Origin of the sequence: Micromonospora sp. WMMA1923 (genome assembly GCF_049179195.1) — a bacterium.
Taxonomy (GTDB): Bacteria; Actinomycetota; Actinomycetes; order Mycobacteriales; family Micromonosporaceae; genus Micromonospora; species Micromonospora yangpuensis.
Genome location: NZ_JBMHLZ010000001.1, coordinates 5,436,612 through 5,452,063, shown reverse-complemented (window position 1 = coordinate 5,452,063; position 15,452 = coordinate 5,436,612). Strand labels below are relative to the sequence as shown.

Annotated in this window: 15 protein-coding genes, 1 pseudogene and 1 riboswitch; of the genes and pseudogenes, 6 read left to right on the top strand and 10 right to left on the bottom strand. The window is 73.3% G+C overall.

What is annotated here, in order from left to right; all coding sequences use genetic code 11:
* Window positions 1-228: 228 nt before the first annotated feature.
* The gene (locus tag ACN28G_RS24775) at window positions 229-1,161 is read right to left on the bottom strand and encodes a TerC family protein (protein ID WP_421480971.1); all 933 of its coding nucleotides are present in this window, start codon (window positions 1,159-1,161) and stop codon (window positions 229-231) included.
* Between the two features lie 292 nt (window positions 1,162-1,453).
* Between ACN28G_RS24775 and ACN28G_RS24770 the strand changes: the two genes are divergently transcribed.
* The 5 genes and pseudogenes from ACN28G_RS24770 to ACN28G_RS24750 all read left to right on the top strand — a co-directional run bounded on the left by ACN28G_RS24770 (window position 1,454) and on the right by ACN28G_RS24750 (window position 4,031).
* On the top strand, window positions 1,454-2,068 hold the full coding sequence (locus ACN28G_RS24770) for a superoxide dismutase (protein ID WP_091445363.1): 615 nt from the start codon (window positions 1,454-1,456) through the stop codon (window positions 2,066-2,068).
* 4 nt (window positions 2,069-2,072) lie between these two features.
* Window positions 2,073-2,339 (top strand): hypothetical protein, encoded by a 267-nt coding sequence (locus ACN28G_RS24765; protein ID WP_091445360.1) that lies wholly within the window; start codon window positions 2,073-2,075, stop codon window positions 2,337-2,339.
* Between the two features lie 120 nt (window positions 2,340-2,459).
* A pseudogene (locus ACN28G_RS24760) lies at window positions 2,460-2,807 on the top strand (hypothetical protein); the annotation flags it as partial.
* A gap of 2 nt (window positions 2,808-2,809) precedes the next feature.
* On the top strand, window positions 2,810-3,472 hold the full coding sequence (locus ACN28G_RS24755; RefSeq protein WP_421480436.1) for a nucleotidyl transferase AbiEii/AbiGii toxin family protein: 663 nt from the start codon (window positions 2,810-2,812) through the stop codon (window positions 3,470-3,472).
* Between the two features lie 268 nt (window positions 3,473-3,740).
* Window positions 3,741-4,031, top strand: coding sequence for a hypothetical protein (locus ACN28G_RS24750; protein WP_421480970.1), 291 nt, complete (start codon window positions 3,741-3,743; stop codon window positions 4,029-4,031).
* Here ACN28G_RS24750 and ACN28G_RS24745 read toward each other — a convergent pair.
* From ACN28G_RS24745 to ACN28G_RS24710, 8 genes are all read right to left on the bottom strand, one after another.
* Window positions 4,002-4,838 carry an ECF transporter S component gene (locus ACN28G_RS24745; protein ID WP_421480969.1) on the bottom strand — a complete coding sequence of 279 codons (837 nt, stop codon included), beginning with the start codon at window positions 4,836-4,838 and terminating at the stop codon, window positions 4,002-4,004. The two genes, ACN28G_RS24750 and ACN28G_RS24745, sit on opposite strands and share 30 nt — an antisense overlap.
* Before the next feature lie 89 nt (window positions 4,839-4,927).
* Window positions 4,928-6,607 carry an ABC transporter ATP-binding protein gene (locus ACN28G_RS24740; protein WP_421480435.1) on the bottom strand — a complete coding sequence of 560 codons (1,680 nt, stop codon included), beginning with the start codon at window positions 6,605-6,607 and terminating at the stop codon, window positions 4,928-4,930.
* A complete protein-coding gene (locus ACN28G_RS24735) occupies window positions 6,604-7,782 on the bottom strand; it encodes a CbiQ family ECF transporter T component (protein ID WP_421480434.1) in 1,179 nt (392 codons plus the stop codon). Before ACN28G_RS24735 ends, ACN28G_RS24740 begins: the two co-directional genes overlap by 4 nt.
* Complete coding sequence (locus tag ACN28G_RS24730) at window positions 7,775-8,737, bottom strand: hypothetical protein (RefSeq protein WP_421480433.1); 963 nt, start codon at window positions 8,735-8,737, stop codon at window positions 7,775-7,777. Before ACN28G_RS24730 ends, ACN28G_RS24735 begins: the two co-directional genes overlap by 8 nt.
* Complete coding sequence (locus ACN28G_RS24725; protein WP_421480432.1) at window positions 8,734-10,233, bottom strand: cell wall anchor protein; 1,500 nt, start codon at window positions 10,231-10,233, stop codon at window positions 8,734-8,736. The genes ACN28G_RS24730 and ACN28G_RS24725 overlap by 4 nt, the downstream gene beginning before the upstream one ends.
* Window positions 10,234-10,388: 155 nt before the next feature.
* The gene (locus ACN28G_RS24720; RefSeq protein WP_091445350.1) at window positions 10,389-10,877 is read right to left on the bottom strand and encodes a hypothetical protein; all 489 of its coding nucleotides are present in this window, start codon (window positions 10,875-10,877) and stop codon (window positions 10,389-10,391) included.
* Window positions 10,878-10,993: 116 nt separating this feature from the next.
* The gene (locus ACN28G_RS24715) at window positions 10,994-12,034 is read right to left on the bottom strand and encodes a peptidase (RefSeq protein WP_421480431.1); all 1,041 of its coding nucleotides are present in this window, start codon (window positions 12,032-12,034) and stop codon (window positions 10,994-10,996) included.
* Window positions 12,035-12,132: 98 nt separating this feature from the next.
* Window positions 12,133-12,282: riboswitch (cobalamin riboswitch) on the bottom strand.
* Window positions 12,283-12,420: 138 nt separating this feature from the next.
* Window positions 12,421-14,139, bottom strand: coding sequence for an ABC transporter ATP-binding protein (locus ACN28G_RS24710; protein WP_421480968.1), 1,719 nt, complete (start codon window positions 14,137-14,139; stop codon window positions 12,421-12,423).
* Between the two features lie 200 nt (window positions 14,140-14,339).
* On the opposite strand from ACN28G_RS24710, the gene ACN28G_RS24705 reads away from it, so the two are divergent.
* Window positions 14,340-14,789 carry a MarR family winged helix-turn-helix transcriptional regulator gene (locus tag ACN28G_RS24705; protein WP_229688250.1) on the top strand — a complete coding sequence of 150 codons (450 nt, stop codon included), beginning with the start codon at window positions 14,340-14,342 and terminating at the stop codon, window positions 14,787-14,789.
* A gap of 45 nt (window positions 14,790-14,834) precedes the next feature.
* On the opposite strand, the gene ACN28G_RS24700 is transcribed toward ACN28G_RS24705, so the two are convergent.
* Window positions 14,835-15,383 carry a hypothetical protein gene (locus ACN28G_RS24700; RefSeq protein WP_421480430.1) on the bottom strand — a complete coding sequence of 183 codons (549 nt, stop codon included), beginning with the start codon at window positions 15,381-15,383 and terminating at the stop codon, window positions 14,835-14,837.
* Window positions 15,384-15,452: the final 69 nt, after the last annotated feature.

Below are 15,452 nucleotides of genomic sequence, written 5' to 3'. Positions count from 1 at the left end.
CCGCGGTACCACCCTCCTTGGCCGCGTACGGCCCTCTCGTTGTCGTGCGGTCGGTTCTACTCGGCCGGGTGGCCTTTCCTCCGACGGCTCCGGGGTGATCTTCCCGACGCGCACACCCCCGGGCTTCCACCGTCCCCGGGTCGCTCCTGGCTGCGTGCGGCGGTACTCGTCCCCATCAACGCCTCACCCGCCCACCATAGCCGATCCGGGTGCGGGCTCCGCACGTGCTCACGACTGCTGCCGGTCGGCCTCGCGGGTGCTGACCATGCTCCAGCCGATGGTCACCGCGAGGGTGGCGACGATGACGCCGAGGGTGAGCGGGATGGGCAGCTTGCCCACCGGGGTCTCGGAGAGGATCAGCTTGACTCCGGCGAAGGCGAGCAGGAAGGCCAGGCCGTAGTGCAGGTGCACGAAGCGGCGCAGCAGCCCGGCGAGACAGAAGTAGAGGCTGCGCAGGCCGAGTACGGCGAAGGCGTTGGCGGTCCAGACGATGAAGGTGCTGGTGGTGATCGCCAGGATCGCCGCTACCGAGTCGATCGCGAAGATCAGGTCGGTGGCCTCCACCGCGATCAGGACGACGAAGAGCAGGGTGGCGACCCGCTTGCCGTCGACCCGGGTGAAGAACCGGTCCCCGTGGTACCGGCTGTCGGTGGGGATGATCCGGCGGACCGTCCGGACCACGATGTTGCGGTCCGGGTGCATCTCCTGGCCGTGCTGGAAGGCCATCTTCCAGCCGGTGTAGATCAGGAACGCGCCGAACAGGTACGCGGTCCAGAAGAAGGTCTCCAGCAGTCCCGCGCCGACGAAGATGAACACCAGGCGGAAGAGCAGCGCGCCGATGACGCCCCAGAAGAGCACCTTGTGCTGGAAGGCCGCCGGCACCGAGAAGTAGGTGAAGATGAGGGCGAAGACGAAGACGTTGTCGATCGACAGCGCCTTCTCGATCAGGTAACCGGCGAAGTAGGCGCCGGCGGCCTCGTCGCCCTGCCAGAGCCAGAGCACCACGCCGAAGGCCAGGCCCGCCGCGATCCAGGCCGCCGACCAGGTGGCCGCCTCCCGGAATCCGATGACGTGGTTGTCGCGGTGCAGGAACAGGTCGATCGCGAGCATCACGGCGATCGCGGCGCTCAACGCCAACCAGGCCCACCACGGTACGGACACCGACATGCCGCCTCCTTCGACCGGGCCGACGAGGACCGTCGGCGAGGGGTCGAAGGTCTCCCCGAACCGCTGGTGGGCGGTTCGCGCGACCGGGACCGGACTGGTCCGTACTGACGGCCGCGCGGCCGGTGGCGGGTACTCCCCCTCGAACTACGCTCGATTATTCACGAAGCGCACTTCGCTTGTCTAGTGCCTGCTCCTGTTTGCCCCGGATGGGCCTCCCGAAACCGATGCTCTTGTTGCAAACTATGGGCAATAGCAAGAGAATAGCGAAACTGGCTGAGGAGAGTCGATGACGTCCTACACCCTGCCCGACCTGCCCTACGACTACGGCGCGCTGGAACCGGCCATGTCCGGACAGATCCTGGAACTGCACCACGACAAGCACCACGCCGCGTACGTCAAGGGTGCCAACGACGGACTGGAACAGCTCGCCGAGGCCCGCGCCAAGGGTGACTTCGGCACGCTCGTCGGGCTGGAGAAGACCTTCGCGTTCAACCTCTCCGGTCACGTCCTGCACTCGATCTTCTGGGGCAACCTGTCCCCGGACGGCGGCGACCGCCCCGACGGCGAGCTGGCCGCGGCGATCGACGAGCACTTCGGCTCCTTCGACGCCTTCGCCGGTCAGCTGTCGGCGGCGACCAAGGGCGTGCAGGGCTCCGGCTGGGGCGTCCTGGCCTGGGAACCGCTCGGGCGGCGGCTCATCGTGGAACAGGTCTACGACCACCACGGCAACGTCGGGCAGGGGTCCACCCCGCTGCTGGTCTTCGACGCCTGGGAGCACGCCTACTACCTGCAGTACCGCAACGTCCGGCCGGACTACGTGGACCGGCTGTGGGGGCTGGTCAACTGGTCGGACGTGATCGCCCGGTTCGACGCCGCCCGGGCCAGCGGCCCGAAGATCTGATCCGATGAGCGCAGCCACCCCGGCCGCCGCGGAGCTGGTCCAACGCGCCGCCGGGGTCATCGCCGCCAAACACCGTGGTGACCTGGCCGGTGCCGAGGAACTGCTCGCGGCCTTCCCCAGCGAGCCGGCCCGTACCCTCGGGTTCTACCTGCTCGCCGACCTGGCGCTCGGTCTGGTCCGGGCGGGCAGCGGGCAACCCATGGACGACCTGGTCCGGGAGCTGTCCCTGCTCGTCGCAACCACCGCGGGCCAACCACCGGCCGGCCCCTGACCCGGCAGGACGTGCGGGCCACCGTGGGCGCCTCAGTCGTCCACGGGACCCGCCGTCGCCACAGTGCCGTCATGCTCGGCCCAGCCAGATAGAATGCTGGTCATGGGCCGTAGATCCGAGACCTCTCTCCGGCCACCGACGGACTACCGTTCGTATGGCGATCGGAAGCCGTACGTCGTGGCCGAAACCCTTGCCGCGCTGGGTGGCCCCACCGGTGGAGTGGTCTCGCTTCCGCGCCACCTGGACTGGTCGGGTCACGCCGAGTACGACCTGAGCCGGCCCGGACGCTTGGCCAGCATGTACAAGGTGGTGCTCGCCGAAGCCGGCACCGTCGGCGATCTGAACAGGTGGCTCAACGCCGACCTTCTCCTACAGCTCTGGCCCAGCCTCTGGCTGCCACCTCAGCTACGCCGTCGCTGGGAAGAGACCTTTCCCGAGCTCGCTGCCACCCAGGTTGACGCCGCGTAACGGTGGATCCCTTTCACGAACGACTCGCCCGTATCGGCCTCGCGGCCACTCATCGTTACGGGTTCGCTCTTGCTGGCGGCTACGCGGTCCAGGCTGCCGGGCTTGTCGAGCGGCCCAGTGAGGATGTCGATCTGTTCACTGCCTGGGACCGTCGCGAAGAGTTCACCGCTGCGGTCGAGGCCGTTCTGCACGCCTATCGTCTCGACGACCTCACCGTTGGAATCGAGCGGCAGTACGACACCTTCGCTCGGTTGACAATCACGGACGGCTGCCGCGTTTCCAAGGTCGAACTCGGCGTGGACTGGCGGGCAAACGAACCGATCCTCATGGCGATTGGGCCGGTCCTGCATCCGGATGACGCAGTCGCGAACAAGATGGGCGCGCTCTACGGACGAGCCTTCGCCCGTGACTTCGTCGACATCGATGCCGCGCTGCGATCCAGCCGATACACCCGAGAGAATCTCTTGGGTCTCATCGAACGTGCCGACCGTGGCTTTGATCGGCGTCTCTTCGCCGATGCTCTCGGGCAGGCCGATCTGCTTGATGCCGATGACTTCGCCCAGTACAAGGTCACCGGTCGGGCATTGGAGAGTCTGCGTGGCCGGTTCGCGGCTTGGCGCCGTGAGCTGTTGGGTCTGGTCGGGCCTGCGGATTCGGTCAGGTGATCCCTGCGTCCGCTCGTCGATCGATGCTGTTCAGCCGGCCTCGGCGCAGGTGCTCAGGCTGATTCACCGCTCGTGACGTACACGCCCGGGCCCGGCTGACCGTACACGAGACCACGGGCCTTGAGCTGGATCATCGTGAACCTGATGACGGTCAACGTAGGTTGATCCACCGCCACCGCCAGTGTCCCGCCTGCGAGGTCGGCGGTTGCTGGCAGGTGCGGGTGGCCCGAGCGCGGATCATCGCCCGGCGGCGGTTCGAACCGTGAGGATGGCGATCAGGGCGGGGGATGTTCTGCACCTCACTCGGGCGGCGAGCGTGCAGTTCGTCAAGCCGATCATGTTCCGGTTGATCCGGGTCCGGGAAGATCTTGTCACCTACCACGGGTGGGTGTGGCTTGAGGGTTACGAGTTGGACCAGGTCGGCGACGCCACCCGGAGGCGAGAGGTTCTCGTGCGGTGGGACGGGCTCCGGCTGATCGGCCCCCGGCCGGAACCCGACGGAGTGCCGGGGCCACGACGCGCTGGTAGCTCAGCGCCTACGGTCCGGACCAAGAGGTGACATCGTACCCGGATGGGCGGGGTCGGCGAAGGTGACAGGTGCGCCGAAGGCGGCCCGGCGGGCGGCCCGGCGCAGCGCGGCGAGCACCGCCGGGCCGGCCAGGACGATCGCCACGGCGGTGGTGACGGCGCGGCCGGTGTCCCAGCCGAAGGTGGAGGTGACCGCGGTGAAGACGGCGAAGCGGTGCAGGTTCTCCAGCAGCGGGGCACCCGCCACGTAGGAGAGCTGGGTGTCCGCGCCGATGCTGAACGGCCAGAACCACAGGTTCATCAGCAGGCCGTAGCCGTACGCGGCCAGCACGCCGTAGCCGGCCAGGACGGCGACCTCCGCCCGGCCACGCAGCCCGGCCGGCAGCAGGCCGGCGCCCAGGCCGATCCAGGACGCGGCCAGCATCTGGAACGGCAGCCACGGCCCCACCCCGGCGGTGAGCAGCGCGGAGGCGAACAACGACGTCGAGCCGAGCAGGAAGCCGAAGCCGGGCCCGAACACCCGGCCGGCGAGGACGAGCAGGAAGAAGACCGTCTCGATGCCGGCGGTACCGGCACCGAGCGGGCGCAACGCGGCGTTGACGGCGGCGAGTACGCCGAGCATCGCCAACGCCTTGCTGTCGATGCCGCCGGAGCTGAGTTCGGCCAACACCAACGCCACCAGCACCGGCAGCACCACCAGGAACACCAGCGGCGCCTCCCCGGTCCTGGCCGTCCCCTCGGGCTGGGCGGGGACGAAGAACGGCCAGGTGAAGGTGGCCAGCGCGGCGACCGAGGCGAGCAGCAGCACGACCGCCGTGCGCGGCGCGACCCGCAGCACACTCGATCGCTCGCTGTCCCGGTCGACGCGGCGCTGACCGCGTCGCGCGACAGCCCCGTCCGGTGCGACTCGCGCGCCGGGCCGCTCGCTCATGACCGCACCCCGTCCGTACCCAGGGCGGCGGTGACCTGGTCCACGGTCAGCCAGGGCGCGGGGGCGAGGACCTTGGCCACCTGCGGGGCGAAGGCCGGCGAGGCGAGCATCACCTCGGCGGTGCTGCCGTCGGCGACGATCTCCCCCTCGGCCAGCACCACCACCCGGTCGGCGAGGGAGGCGACGAGTTCCACGTCGTGCGTGGCGACCACCACCGCCCGCCCGTCGGCGGCCAACCGGCGGACGATCGCGGCGAACTGCCGTTTGGCGCGGTAGTCCAGGCCCCGGGTCGGCTCGTCGAGCAGCACCACCGGTGGGGCGGCGGTGAGCTGGACGGCGAGCGCGAGCGCCAATCGCTGCCCCTCGGACAGGTCCCGGGGGTGCCGGTCGCCGGGCAGCCCGGGGGCGAGCTGGTCCAGCAGCGTCCGGCAGCTGCCGGACGGCGTACCGGTCTCCCGGTCGGCCTGGCCGCACTCGGCGTCCACGGTCTCCAGGTACAGCAGGTCACCGGGGGTCTGCGGGACCAGCCCCACCTGCCGTCGGGCCCGGCCCGGCGGCAGGGCCTTCGGGTCCACGGCCCCCTGCGGGCCGACCACGGTGACCGTGCCGCCCTGCCGGGGGCCGCTGCCCTGCACCGCCCAGAGCAGGCTGGACTTGCCGGAGCCGTTGCGTCCCATCAGCGCCACGATCCGCCCCGGGTGCAGGTCGAGGTCGACCCCGGCCACGGCGACGGTGCCCGGATACCGCACCACGATCTTCCGCGCGGTCAGCACGGCGGGCGGAGCCGCCGCGCCGGGAGTCGGTCCGGACGGAACCGTCCCGCCGGGGGCTGCCGCGCCCGGAGCCGCCGTCCCCGAAGCGGTCGCGGTGAGTCGGTGGCGCAGGTCGGTGGCGTGGCGGCGGGCGTCGCGGACCGACAGCGGCAGCGGCGTCCAGCCGGCGAGGCGACCCAGCTCGATCAGCGGCGGCACGATGTCGACGCCGGCCAGGACGGTGGCCGGGTCCCCGGACACCACCCGGCCGTCGCCGGGCAGGTGGAGCAGCCGGTCGGCGTACTGCACCACCCGCTCCAGCCGGTGCTCGGCCAGCACCACGGTCACCCCGAGGTCGTGCACCAGCCGGGTCACCACCGCCAGGACGTCCTCGGCGGCGGTCGGGTCCAGCGCGGAGGTGGGCTCGTCGAGCACCAGCACCCGGGGGTGGGCGGTGAGCACCGCGCCGATGGCGACCCGCTGCTGCTGCCCGCCGGAGAGGGTCCGCAGCGGCCGGTCCCGCAGCTCGGCGATGCCGAGCAGGTCCAGGGTCTCCTCCACCCGTTTGCGCATCACCGCCGCCGGCAGGGCCAGCTGCTCCATCCCGTAGGCGAGTTCCTCCTCGACCGTGTCGGTGACGAACCCGGCGAGCGGGTCCTGTCCGACCACGCCCACCACGTCGGCGAGGTCACGCGGCGGATGGTGGCGGGTGTCCCGGCCGTCCACCGTGACGGTGCCGTGCAGGGTGCCGCCGGTGAAGTGCGGCACCAGCCCGTTGACCGCCCGCAGCAGGGTGGACTTGCCGGTGCCGGTGCGCCCGACGACCAGGCAGAGTTCGCCCTCGTCGATGCGGAGCGTCACGTCCCGCAGCGTCGGTTGGTCGCTGTCGGCGTACCGGACGGTCACCCGGTCGAACTCGATCACCGTGGGCCTCCCCGGGCTCCGGACGGGACCGGCAGGCGGCTCGTGCCACCGGCCGGGGTCGGTGCGGGCGGCGGGGTCGACCGGGTCAGCACCGGTGGCGGTGCCAGCCAGGCCGGTGCCGCCGCGACCGCTACCGCGAGCAGCGTCAACGGCGTCAGCTCGGGCCAGGTGAGCGGGCTGACCGGCGGATACAGCAGCTCCGGGTCGAGCGAGCCGGCCAGCACCGTCAGCCCGGCGGCCGTCGCACCGCAGCCGGCCACCAGCAACTCCGCGGTACGCCAACGGTCCGGGCGGTAGCGGCCCCGCCGGACCCGACGGCCGGCCAGCACCATCCCGGTCACGGCGGTGGCCAGCCCGGCGAGCAGCATCGGCAGGCCCAGGTAACCGGGGCCGGTGGCGTCCAACAACCCGTAGGTACCGGCGCAGACCCCGACCAGACCGCCGAGCACCAGCGCGCCGGTGACCGTACGCTGGCCGGCCGGCACCGCCGCGGTGCGGCCGTACCCCCGGGAGTCCATCGCGGCGGCCAGCGCCAGGGACCGGTCCAACGCGTCGGCCAGCACCGGCAACGCGATGCCCCGCAACGCCCGGACGCCCCGGCCGGAGGCCCCGCGCAGCCGCCGGGCCCGGCGGACCCGCAGCACGCTCTCCACCAGCTGCGGGGCCACCGACAGGGCCACCACCACCGCCGTACCCACCGCATAGAGCGCCCCGGGTACGGCCTTGAGCAGCCGCTTCGGGTTGGCCAACGCGTTCGCCGCGCCGAGGCAGACCAGCATGGTGGCCAGCCGCAGCCCGTCGTAGAACCCGCCGAGGAGCTGTTCGGCGGCGACCGGCCCGAGCAGCCGGATACCGGCGGCCCACTCGGGCAACGGGATCTCCGGCAGCCGGACCAGCACGGTCTCGCCCTGCCCACCGCCGAACACGATCCGGAACACCACCCGCATCGCCACGATCACCGCGCCGAGGACCAGGTACATCCGGAAGGCCAGCGCCCACGGCGCGTCCCCGCGTCGGCGGACCACCACCAGCGCGGCGACCGCGACGAAGAGCCCCAGCGGCAGCGGACTGGTGGTGTGGCTGGCGGCGGTGGCCAGGCCGAGCGCCCACAGCCACCACGCGCCCGGGTGCAGCGCCCGGGGCAGCCGCGCCGAGCGCCGGGGCGGCTCAGTCATCCGGCTCGGCGGTCCGTCGTCGTCGGGCGGCGACCAGGCCACCGGCGGCGAGTACGGCCAACACCAGGACGCCGGCCACCGTACCCAGGGGAAGCCCGCCGCCGTCCCGGCGTCCGGCGATCGGCGTCAGCGGCGGCTGACCGGCGGGGTCGGCCGACGTACCGGCGCCACTGGCCGGTGCGGTCGGTGCCGCCCCGCTCGGCGTCGGTGCACCGGTCGGCGGCGTACCGGTGGGGGGTGCGGGTCCGGTGGTCCCGGCCGTCGGTGCCGGAGCGGGCCGACCGTCGGCTGCCGGTGGCGGACGGACCGGCGCGCTGCCGGCGGCCGGCGGTACGACCGGTCCACCGTCGGCGGCCGGCGGTGGTGGCGCGACCGGCCCGTCGTCGCCGGCCGGCGGAGGCGCGACCGGTCCAGGCGGGGGCGCGACCGGGCCCGGCGGTGGCGGGGCGGGCGGTGGCGGGGCGGGGCGTTTCGGTGCCACGTCCGGTCGGGGCGCGTCGTTGCCGCTGCGGTTCAGCGAGAACGACCAGCCCTCGAAGCTGCCCGCCGGTGGCCTGCGGTTGAGCACCCCCTTGTCGCTGTACGCCCAGCTGCCGCCGTCCTGCGCGTGCCAGTACGACCAGTAGGCGCTGGCCGGTGGCGTGTCGACGCACTTCTCCGCGGCCGCCGACGGCTTGCCCTCGATCCGGCAGATGAACCCCTCACCCCAGCGCAGGGTGCCGGTGACCTGGAAACCGGCGTCCTTGAGTGCGGTCAGGCCGGTGCTCTGCGCGCCGGGGGCACACCGCACCACGGTGCCGCCGCCGAGCTCGTTGAAGTCGACCACGACGGTGACGCCGGAGGCGTCCGGGCAGTACCCGGCGGAGCCCGCCGCCGACGCGGCCGGCCCCGGCACGCCCACCGTGCCCGCCAGCACCCCGACGACGACCAGCCCGGCCCGCCGGGACCCCGTCATGTCGCCCGCCGTCGGGTCAGCACCAGCAGCAGTACGCCCACCCCGACCAGCAGGGCCGCGACCAGTACGTAGCTGACGATCGCCGCACCGGTCCTGGGCAGCCCACCGGTCGGTGTCGGCTCCGGCGCGACGGCCGGCGTGGTGGGGGCCGGGGTCTGCGGTGTGGCACCGGCCGAGCCGCTCGGTGTCGGGCTGGCCGGGGCCGTACCGGTCGGCGTCGGCGTGCCCGGGGTCGGCGACCCGGTGGGCGTGGGCGGGGCGGTGCCGGTCGGGGTGGCCGTGGCGGTCGGCGAGGAGGTCGGGGTGACGGTGCCGGTCGGGGTCGGCTCCGGCGACGGCGGCGGGTCGAGGCCGATCCGGCCGAGCGGCACCTGGACCAGCCCGAGCAGCGCCTGCGCGGTGGCCCGACGCCACTGGTCCCGGCCGGTGTCGGCGATACCGGCCTGAACTCCCGCCGTGAACTCGGTGGTGTTGTACGCGACGGCTCCCGCGTCGGCGGCGGCCGCCCCGCCGTTCGCCGTGGTCAGTTGCAGCGCGCGCAGCGCATCGGCGGCCCGGGTGGCCGGGGTGTCGCGCCTCGCGGCGGCGAGGGCCTGCCCGGCCAGGCCGGTGCTGTTGGAGTTCGCGCCGGTGGTCGGCCCCGAACCACCGAACGACCCGTCCGGGTGCTGCTGGGCGACCAGCCAGTCCGCCGCCCGGCCGGCCGCGTCGGCGGCACCGCCGGCACCGGCGTCGGCGGCGGCCAACAGCGCCTGGACGGCCATCGCGGTCGAGTCGACGTCGAGGAGCGCGTCGGCCTGCTCGTCGCAGGAGGGTGACGGCCCGTCCACGGTGTCCGGGTAGAGCCGGAACCCACCCGCCGCGCACTGCTGCCGGAGCAGGAAGTCGACGGTGGCCGGTGGCAGGTCACCACTGCGGGCCAGGCCCAGCACGGCGAAGGACTGGTCGAAGGTGTTGCTGGCGTCCGGTCCACTGTCGGCGGTGGTCCGGCTGGTGATCCGCCCCCGCTGGTGCCCCGTGTCCGCCCCGGCGATCAGGGACAGCGTCTCGGCCCGCAGGTCGAAGCCGCCGAATGCGGTGGGATCGGCTCCGGCGGCTGCGGCGGCGTACAGCAGTTTGGCCGTCGCCCCACCGTCGGTGAAGCCGGGGATACCCCAGTCGTCGTAGCTGTTGTAGGCCCGTACGTGCGCCGCGACCTGCGCGGTTGCCGCCTGCCGGGTCGGTGCGGCGACCCCGGTCGCGGAGAGCGCGAGGATCCCGTCGATGGTCAGGCCCCAGTCCGGGCCGCCGAACGGTCCGGGCAGCGCCCCGTCGTCGAACTCCCCGGCCAGCCAGGTCGCGGCGGCGCGCCCGGCGGCGGTATCGGCCGCCGCCGGTGCGGCCACCCCGCTCAGGGGTACGGCGCTGAGCGCGGCCAGGGTCACCGCCGTGCTGGCCGCGAGACCGGCACCGACCCGCCGGGACACGAGCCGCCGAGAGATGAGCCGCCGGGACACGAGCCGTTGGGACGCGGGTGCCGGGGAGACGGGTGGCCGGGGTACGGGCGGTCGGGACGGTGGCCGGGGCCCGGGTGGCCGTGGCGCGGACAGTGGCATGAGGGTGCCTTTCGCAGTGTGGTCGGTCGACGCCCGGTCCACCCCGGGGCGGCAGGTCAGGGAGCGGTGATGCTCGGTGCGGCGCCCGCGCCGAAGGACCAGCCCTCGACGCTGCCCGGCGCGGGGTTGTAGCTGGACGCGCCGGAGGTGCTGTACGACCAGGCCGCGCCGCTGCCGGAGGCGTGCCAGTACGACCAGTACGCCGTGGCGGGCGGGGTGTTGACGCACGGGTCGGTCGCGGCGGTGGGCTTGCCGTTGATCCGGCAGACGAAGGCCAGCCCCCAGCGCGAGGTGCCGGTGACGGTGAAGCCCGCGCCCTGCAGGGCGGCCACCCCGGTGGCCGGATCGCCGAGGGCGCAGGCGACCTGGACGCCCCCGCCGAGGGCGGCGAAGTCGACGACCACGGTCACTCCGGTGGTGCCGGTGCAGGCGGCGGCGTGCGCCGCCCGGGGTGCGGGTTCGACCGCGGTCAGTGCGACGGCGGCGACGGCGGCGGCCAGCAGCCCGGCGAGCCGGCGGCGGATGGCGCAACGGTGACGGAACATGACGTCCTCCTGTGGTCGGACGAGCCGAGGTGAGACGAGCTGAGGTGAGGGGAGCTGGGGCACGGCGAGCTGAGCTGGGACGAGCGGGGACCGGACGGGTGGCGCACCGGGGCCGCTCAGGGGCAGGAGGTCACCGGTGCCCCGGCGGTCGTCCCGGTGGCCGTGAGCTGGGCGTACCCGGTGCCGGTCAGGCCGAGGACGGCCTGTGCGGTCGCGCGGACGGCGGTCTGCGGATCGAAGGTGCCGCCGTCGAAGTCGACCGCGCCCCGGTCGGCCGGCGCACCGGCGCAGCCCACCTGGAGTCCGGTGAGGAAGGTGCGGGCCCGAGCCCAGGCCAGCGGCCGGCCGCCGGCGCGTAGCGCCTGCGCGGCGAGACCGGTGCTGTTGGCGTTGCCGAAGCCACCGTCGGTGCCCTGCACGGAGACCAGCCAGCGCAGCCCGGCGGCGGCGTCGGCCGGGCGGCCGGCGGCCCGCAGCGCCTGCACCGCGAGCGCGGTGGCGTCCACGTCGGAGGTACAGACCGGCTGGGCGGGCAGCAGCGGATAGCCGCCGTCGGCGCACCGGGTGCCGGCCAGCCAGGACGCCGCCGCCGGAGGCACCCCCGGCGCGGTGCGGTGCAGGGCGAGGATCGCCAGGGACTGGCTGAAGGCGTTGCTGTAGTCACCGAACGCCGACCGGTCGGTGAACCGGCCGTCGGTCGACTGCAGCGAACGCAGCCGGGCGGTCAGGTCGACCCCGCCCACATCGGTCGGATCCGCGCCGCGTACCGCGACGGCGAGGGCGAGCTTCGCGGTGGCCCCGGCGTACGCCTCGGTGCTGCCGTCGCCGACGTAACCGTCGCGGATGTCCGGCCGGGTGACCCAGGCCAGTGCCGACGCACCGAAGTCGTCGGCGACGCCGGCGGCGGCGAAGGCGAGGACCGCGTCGAGGGTGAGCCCCTGGTCGGGGTAGGCGACGCCGTCGAAGACCACTTCGAGGCGTTCGCCATCGACGAGTTGACGGGCCAGCCAACCGGCGGCGGCCTCGGCGCGGGTCGGGCCCGTCGGCACCGGGCCGGCGGGCGCGGGCGCGGCGAGCGCGGGGGTGGTGAGGGTGAGGGCGGCGAGCAGACCGCAGAGGAGGACGAGCAGGTGGTGCCGGCTCAGGCGGACGACCATCGGAAGCGCCTTTCCGGCCCGGCGGTCGTCAGAAACCCGGACGACCGTCGTGACGCGGAGGACCGGGACTCCGACCCGTGGGCCACGACGGGTGGGGGAACGAATTCACGCGTACGGCGGGTATTCGGGCTCGCCGTCAAAAGTGGATCACCTCGACGGCCTACCGTTGCGGGCCAGCGCCGGACTCAGACCGGACTTCCCCCGCACGTACGCGCTTGTGGAGTTGTGCCGTCAGTCTGGCCAGCGACGACAGGGCGTGTCAATGCGTCGTACGTCGCAGCCGACGTCCTGCCGCTGCTCCTGCCCCTGGTGCCGGCCACCACGAACGCATCCGGCCGGATCGGCCGGTCCGGGACGGTGCGCGGAGCGCCGCCGGAGCGGGGCTGTCAGGCGGCGAGGGCGGCGTAGCGGCCGGCCCGCGCCAGCAGGTCGGCGTGGTCGCCGGACTCCACGATCCGCCCGTGGTCGAGCACCGCGATCCGGTCGGCGTCGCGCACGGTGGCCAGCCGATGGGCGATGGTGATGGTGGTACGACCCCGGGCCACCTCGTCGAACGCCCGTTGCACGGCGCGCTCGGTCTCGGTGTCCAGGGCGCTGGTGGCCTCGTCGAGGATCAGCACCCGCGGGTCGCGCAGCAGCGTCCGGGCAATCGCCAGGCGCTGCTTCTCGCCGCCGGAGAAGCGGTGCCCCCGCGACCCGACCACCGTGTCGTACCCGTCGGGCAGGCCGGCGATCAGGTCGTGGATCTGGGCGGCGCGGGCGGCGGCCTCGATCTCGGCGTCGGTGGCGTCCGGACGGGCGTAGCGCAGGTTCTCCCGGACCGTGGTGTGCAGCAGGTACGTCTCCTGGCTGACCACCCCGACGATGGCGGCGAGATCAGCCAGGCGCAGCTGGCGCAGGTCGACGCCGTCGACGGTGATCCGGCCGCTGGTCGGGTCGTGGAGCCGGCTCAGCAGCGCGGCCAGGGTGCTCTTGCCGGACCCGGTCTCGCCGACCAGGGCCAGGCTGGTGCCGGCGGGGACGTCGAGATTGATCCCGGCTACGGCGGCGGTGTCACTGCCCGGGTAGTGGAAGGTGACGTCGGTCAGGCGTAGCTCGCCCCGGACCCGGCGCCTGTCGATCTCGACCGGCTCGGCCGGGTCGGCCACCTCGACCGGCAGGTCCAGGTACTCGAAGATCCGGGCGAAGAGCGCCAGCGAGGCGGTGACCGAGACGGCCACGTTGAGCAGCCCGGTCAGCGGCCGGAACAACCCGCCCTGCAACGCGGTGAAGGCGACCAGGGTGCCGATGCTGAGCGTCCCGGCGGTGCCGGGCAGTCCGGCGCTGAGGTAGATCACCGCCGGAATGGCGGCGAAGACGACGCTCATCGTGGCCATCCGCCAGCGGCCGGCGAGCTCGGAGCGCAGCTCCAGGTCGACCAGGCGGGCCGAGGAGGCGGTGAAGCGCGCGGCCAGGGCGGGGCCGGTGCCGAGGGTCTTGGCCAGGTGTACGCCGCTGACCGAGAGCCCTTCCTCGACCGTGACGTTGAGGTCGGCGAGTTCACGTTGCCGCCGCGCGGTGATCTCCCGACGGAGCTGGGCGACCCGGCGGGTCAGCCAGATGGCCGGTGGCAGCACGACGAGGGAGACCAGCGACAGTCGCCAGGACAGGGCGAGCATGGCCACCCCGGTGGCGATCACGGTGGTCAGGTTGGCCGCGATCGAGGTGGCGGTCGAGGTGACCACCGACTGCATGCCACCGATGTCGTTGGTGATCCGGGACTGGACCTCGCCGGTGCGGGTCCGGGTGAAGAACGCCAGTGACTGTCGCTGCAGGTGGGTGAAGACGTCGGTGCGCAGCCGGTGCATGACCTGCTGGCCCACCCGGGTGGAGATCCAGGTCTGCGCCACGCCCAGCACGGAGGTGACGGCGGCGACCACGACCAGGCCGGCCACCAGCCAGGCCAGCAGCGGCAGGTCGCGTTCGGGCAGGGCCCGGTCGATCACCGCGCGGAGCAGGAAGGGCGTGGCCGTGGCGAGCACCGAGGAGGCCACGATGATCGCGGTGACGGTGGCGAGCGCGCCCCGGTGCCGGGCGAAGAGTCCGCCGATGCGACGCAGGGACACCTGGCGGGCCTGCGCCTGCTCCTCGGCGCTGAGCTCGTGGGAGCCGCGGTCGCGGCCGGGCTTGTGGTCGCGGCCGGGCTTGTGGGAGCCGCGGTCGCGGCCGGAGGGGACGGGTTCCAAGGGATGCTCCCTTACCTTCGACTAATGCTGAGGTTACCTCAACATGAGGGAACAACACCTTCTCCTGGTAGGTTGTTCCCGTGCCCGAAGACCCGCCGGTCCCCGTGACCACGGACCCGCACCAGCCCGAGGACGGCCTCGCCGAGGCGTTCTGGGCGGTGACCCGACGGCTGCGCCACCGCACCCGTCAGGCGCTCGCGCCGTGGGACGTCACGCCCGCCCAGTCCCGGGCGCTCGGCGTGCTCAACCGGCACGGTCCGCTGCGGCTCAGTGCGATCGCCGAGCACCTGCGGATCGCCCCCCGCTCGGCCACCGAGGTCGTCGACGACCTGCAGGCCCGGGGTCTGGTGCGGCGGCAGGCCGACCCGACGGACCGGCGCGCCACCCTGGTCACGCCGACCGAGGAGGGCACCCGCGCCGGTGCCGCCATGTACGCCGCCCGCCGGGCCGCCGCCGACGATCTCTTCGGGGACCTGCCGCCGGCCGACCGGGAACAGCTCGCCCGCATCCTGCGTACGCTGCTCGCCTGACCGGCCCGCCGCGCGGACTTCGGGAACGCCCGGCGGAGCGGTGGCTCAGGTCGTCGGGCCGGTGGCGAGGTCGGCGTAGCGCACCAGCTGCCAGGCCAGCACGCCGACCGTGCCCAGTTCGGCGAGCGAGACCGTGACGAAGGCGACGTCGTAGGGGCCGTTGACCCAGTACACGACCAGGGCGGCCAACGGAGGCAGGACGAAGGTGCCCAGGTCCACGGCGAGCTGGAGGTACTTGCGTGAGCTGCGCCTGGGGTCACTGCGATGCGCCACCTCCCAGCCGAAGGCCGGTTGGCCGTCGGGGGTGAGGGCGACCAGCCGTGGCCCGAGGTCGGTGCGGACGTACCGGCCGATCGCGGAGATCTTCTCGTCGTTGACCAGATACGTCCAGCCCAGCACCACGGTGACCGCCGGCAGCAGGAGAAGAAGGTTCGCCCTGTCCTGGCTGGACAGCACGGCGGCGACGACCGCGGCCATCGAGGCGAGCGTGGCGTAGATGAGATTGTCCCGGAATCCGATCCGGTTGCGCTGTTCCTCCTTGATCTGCGCGTACTCCGCGAGCAGCAGTCCGCCCGTGGTGATCTCACTGGTCACGTGACCTCCCGGAGTCGTGCCGACAGCGTCACCCATCATTCACGTAGCGGGCAACGATCGGTCCGGTCA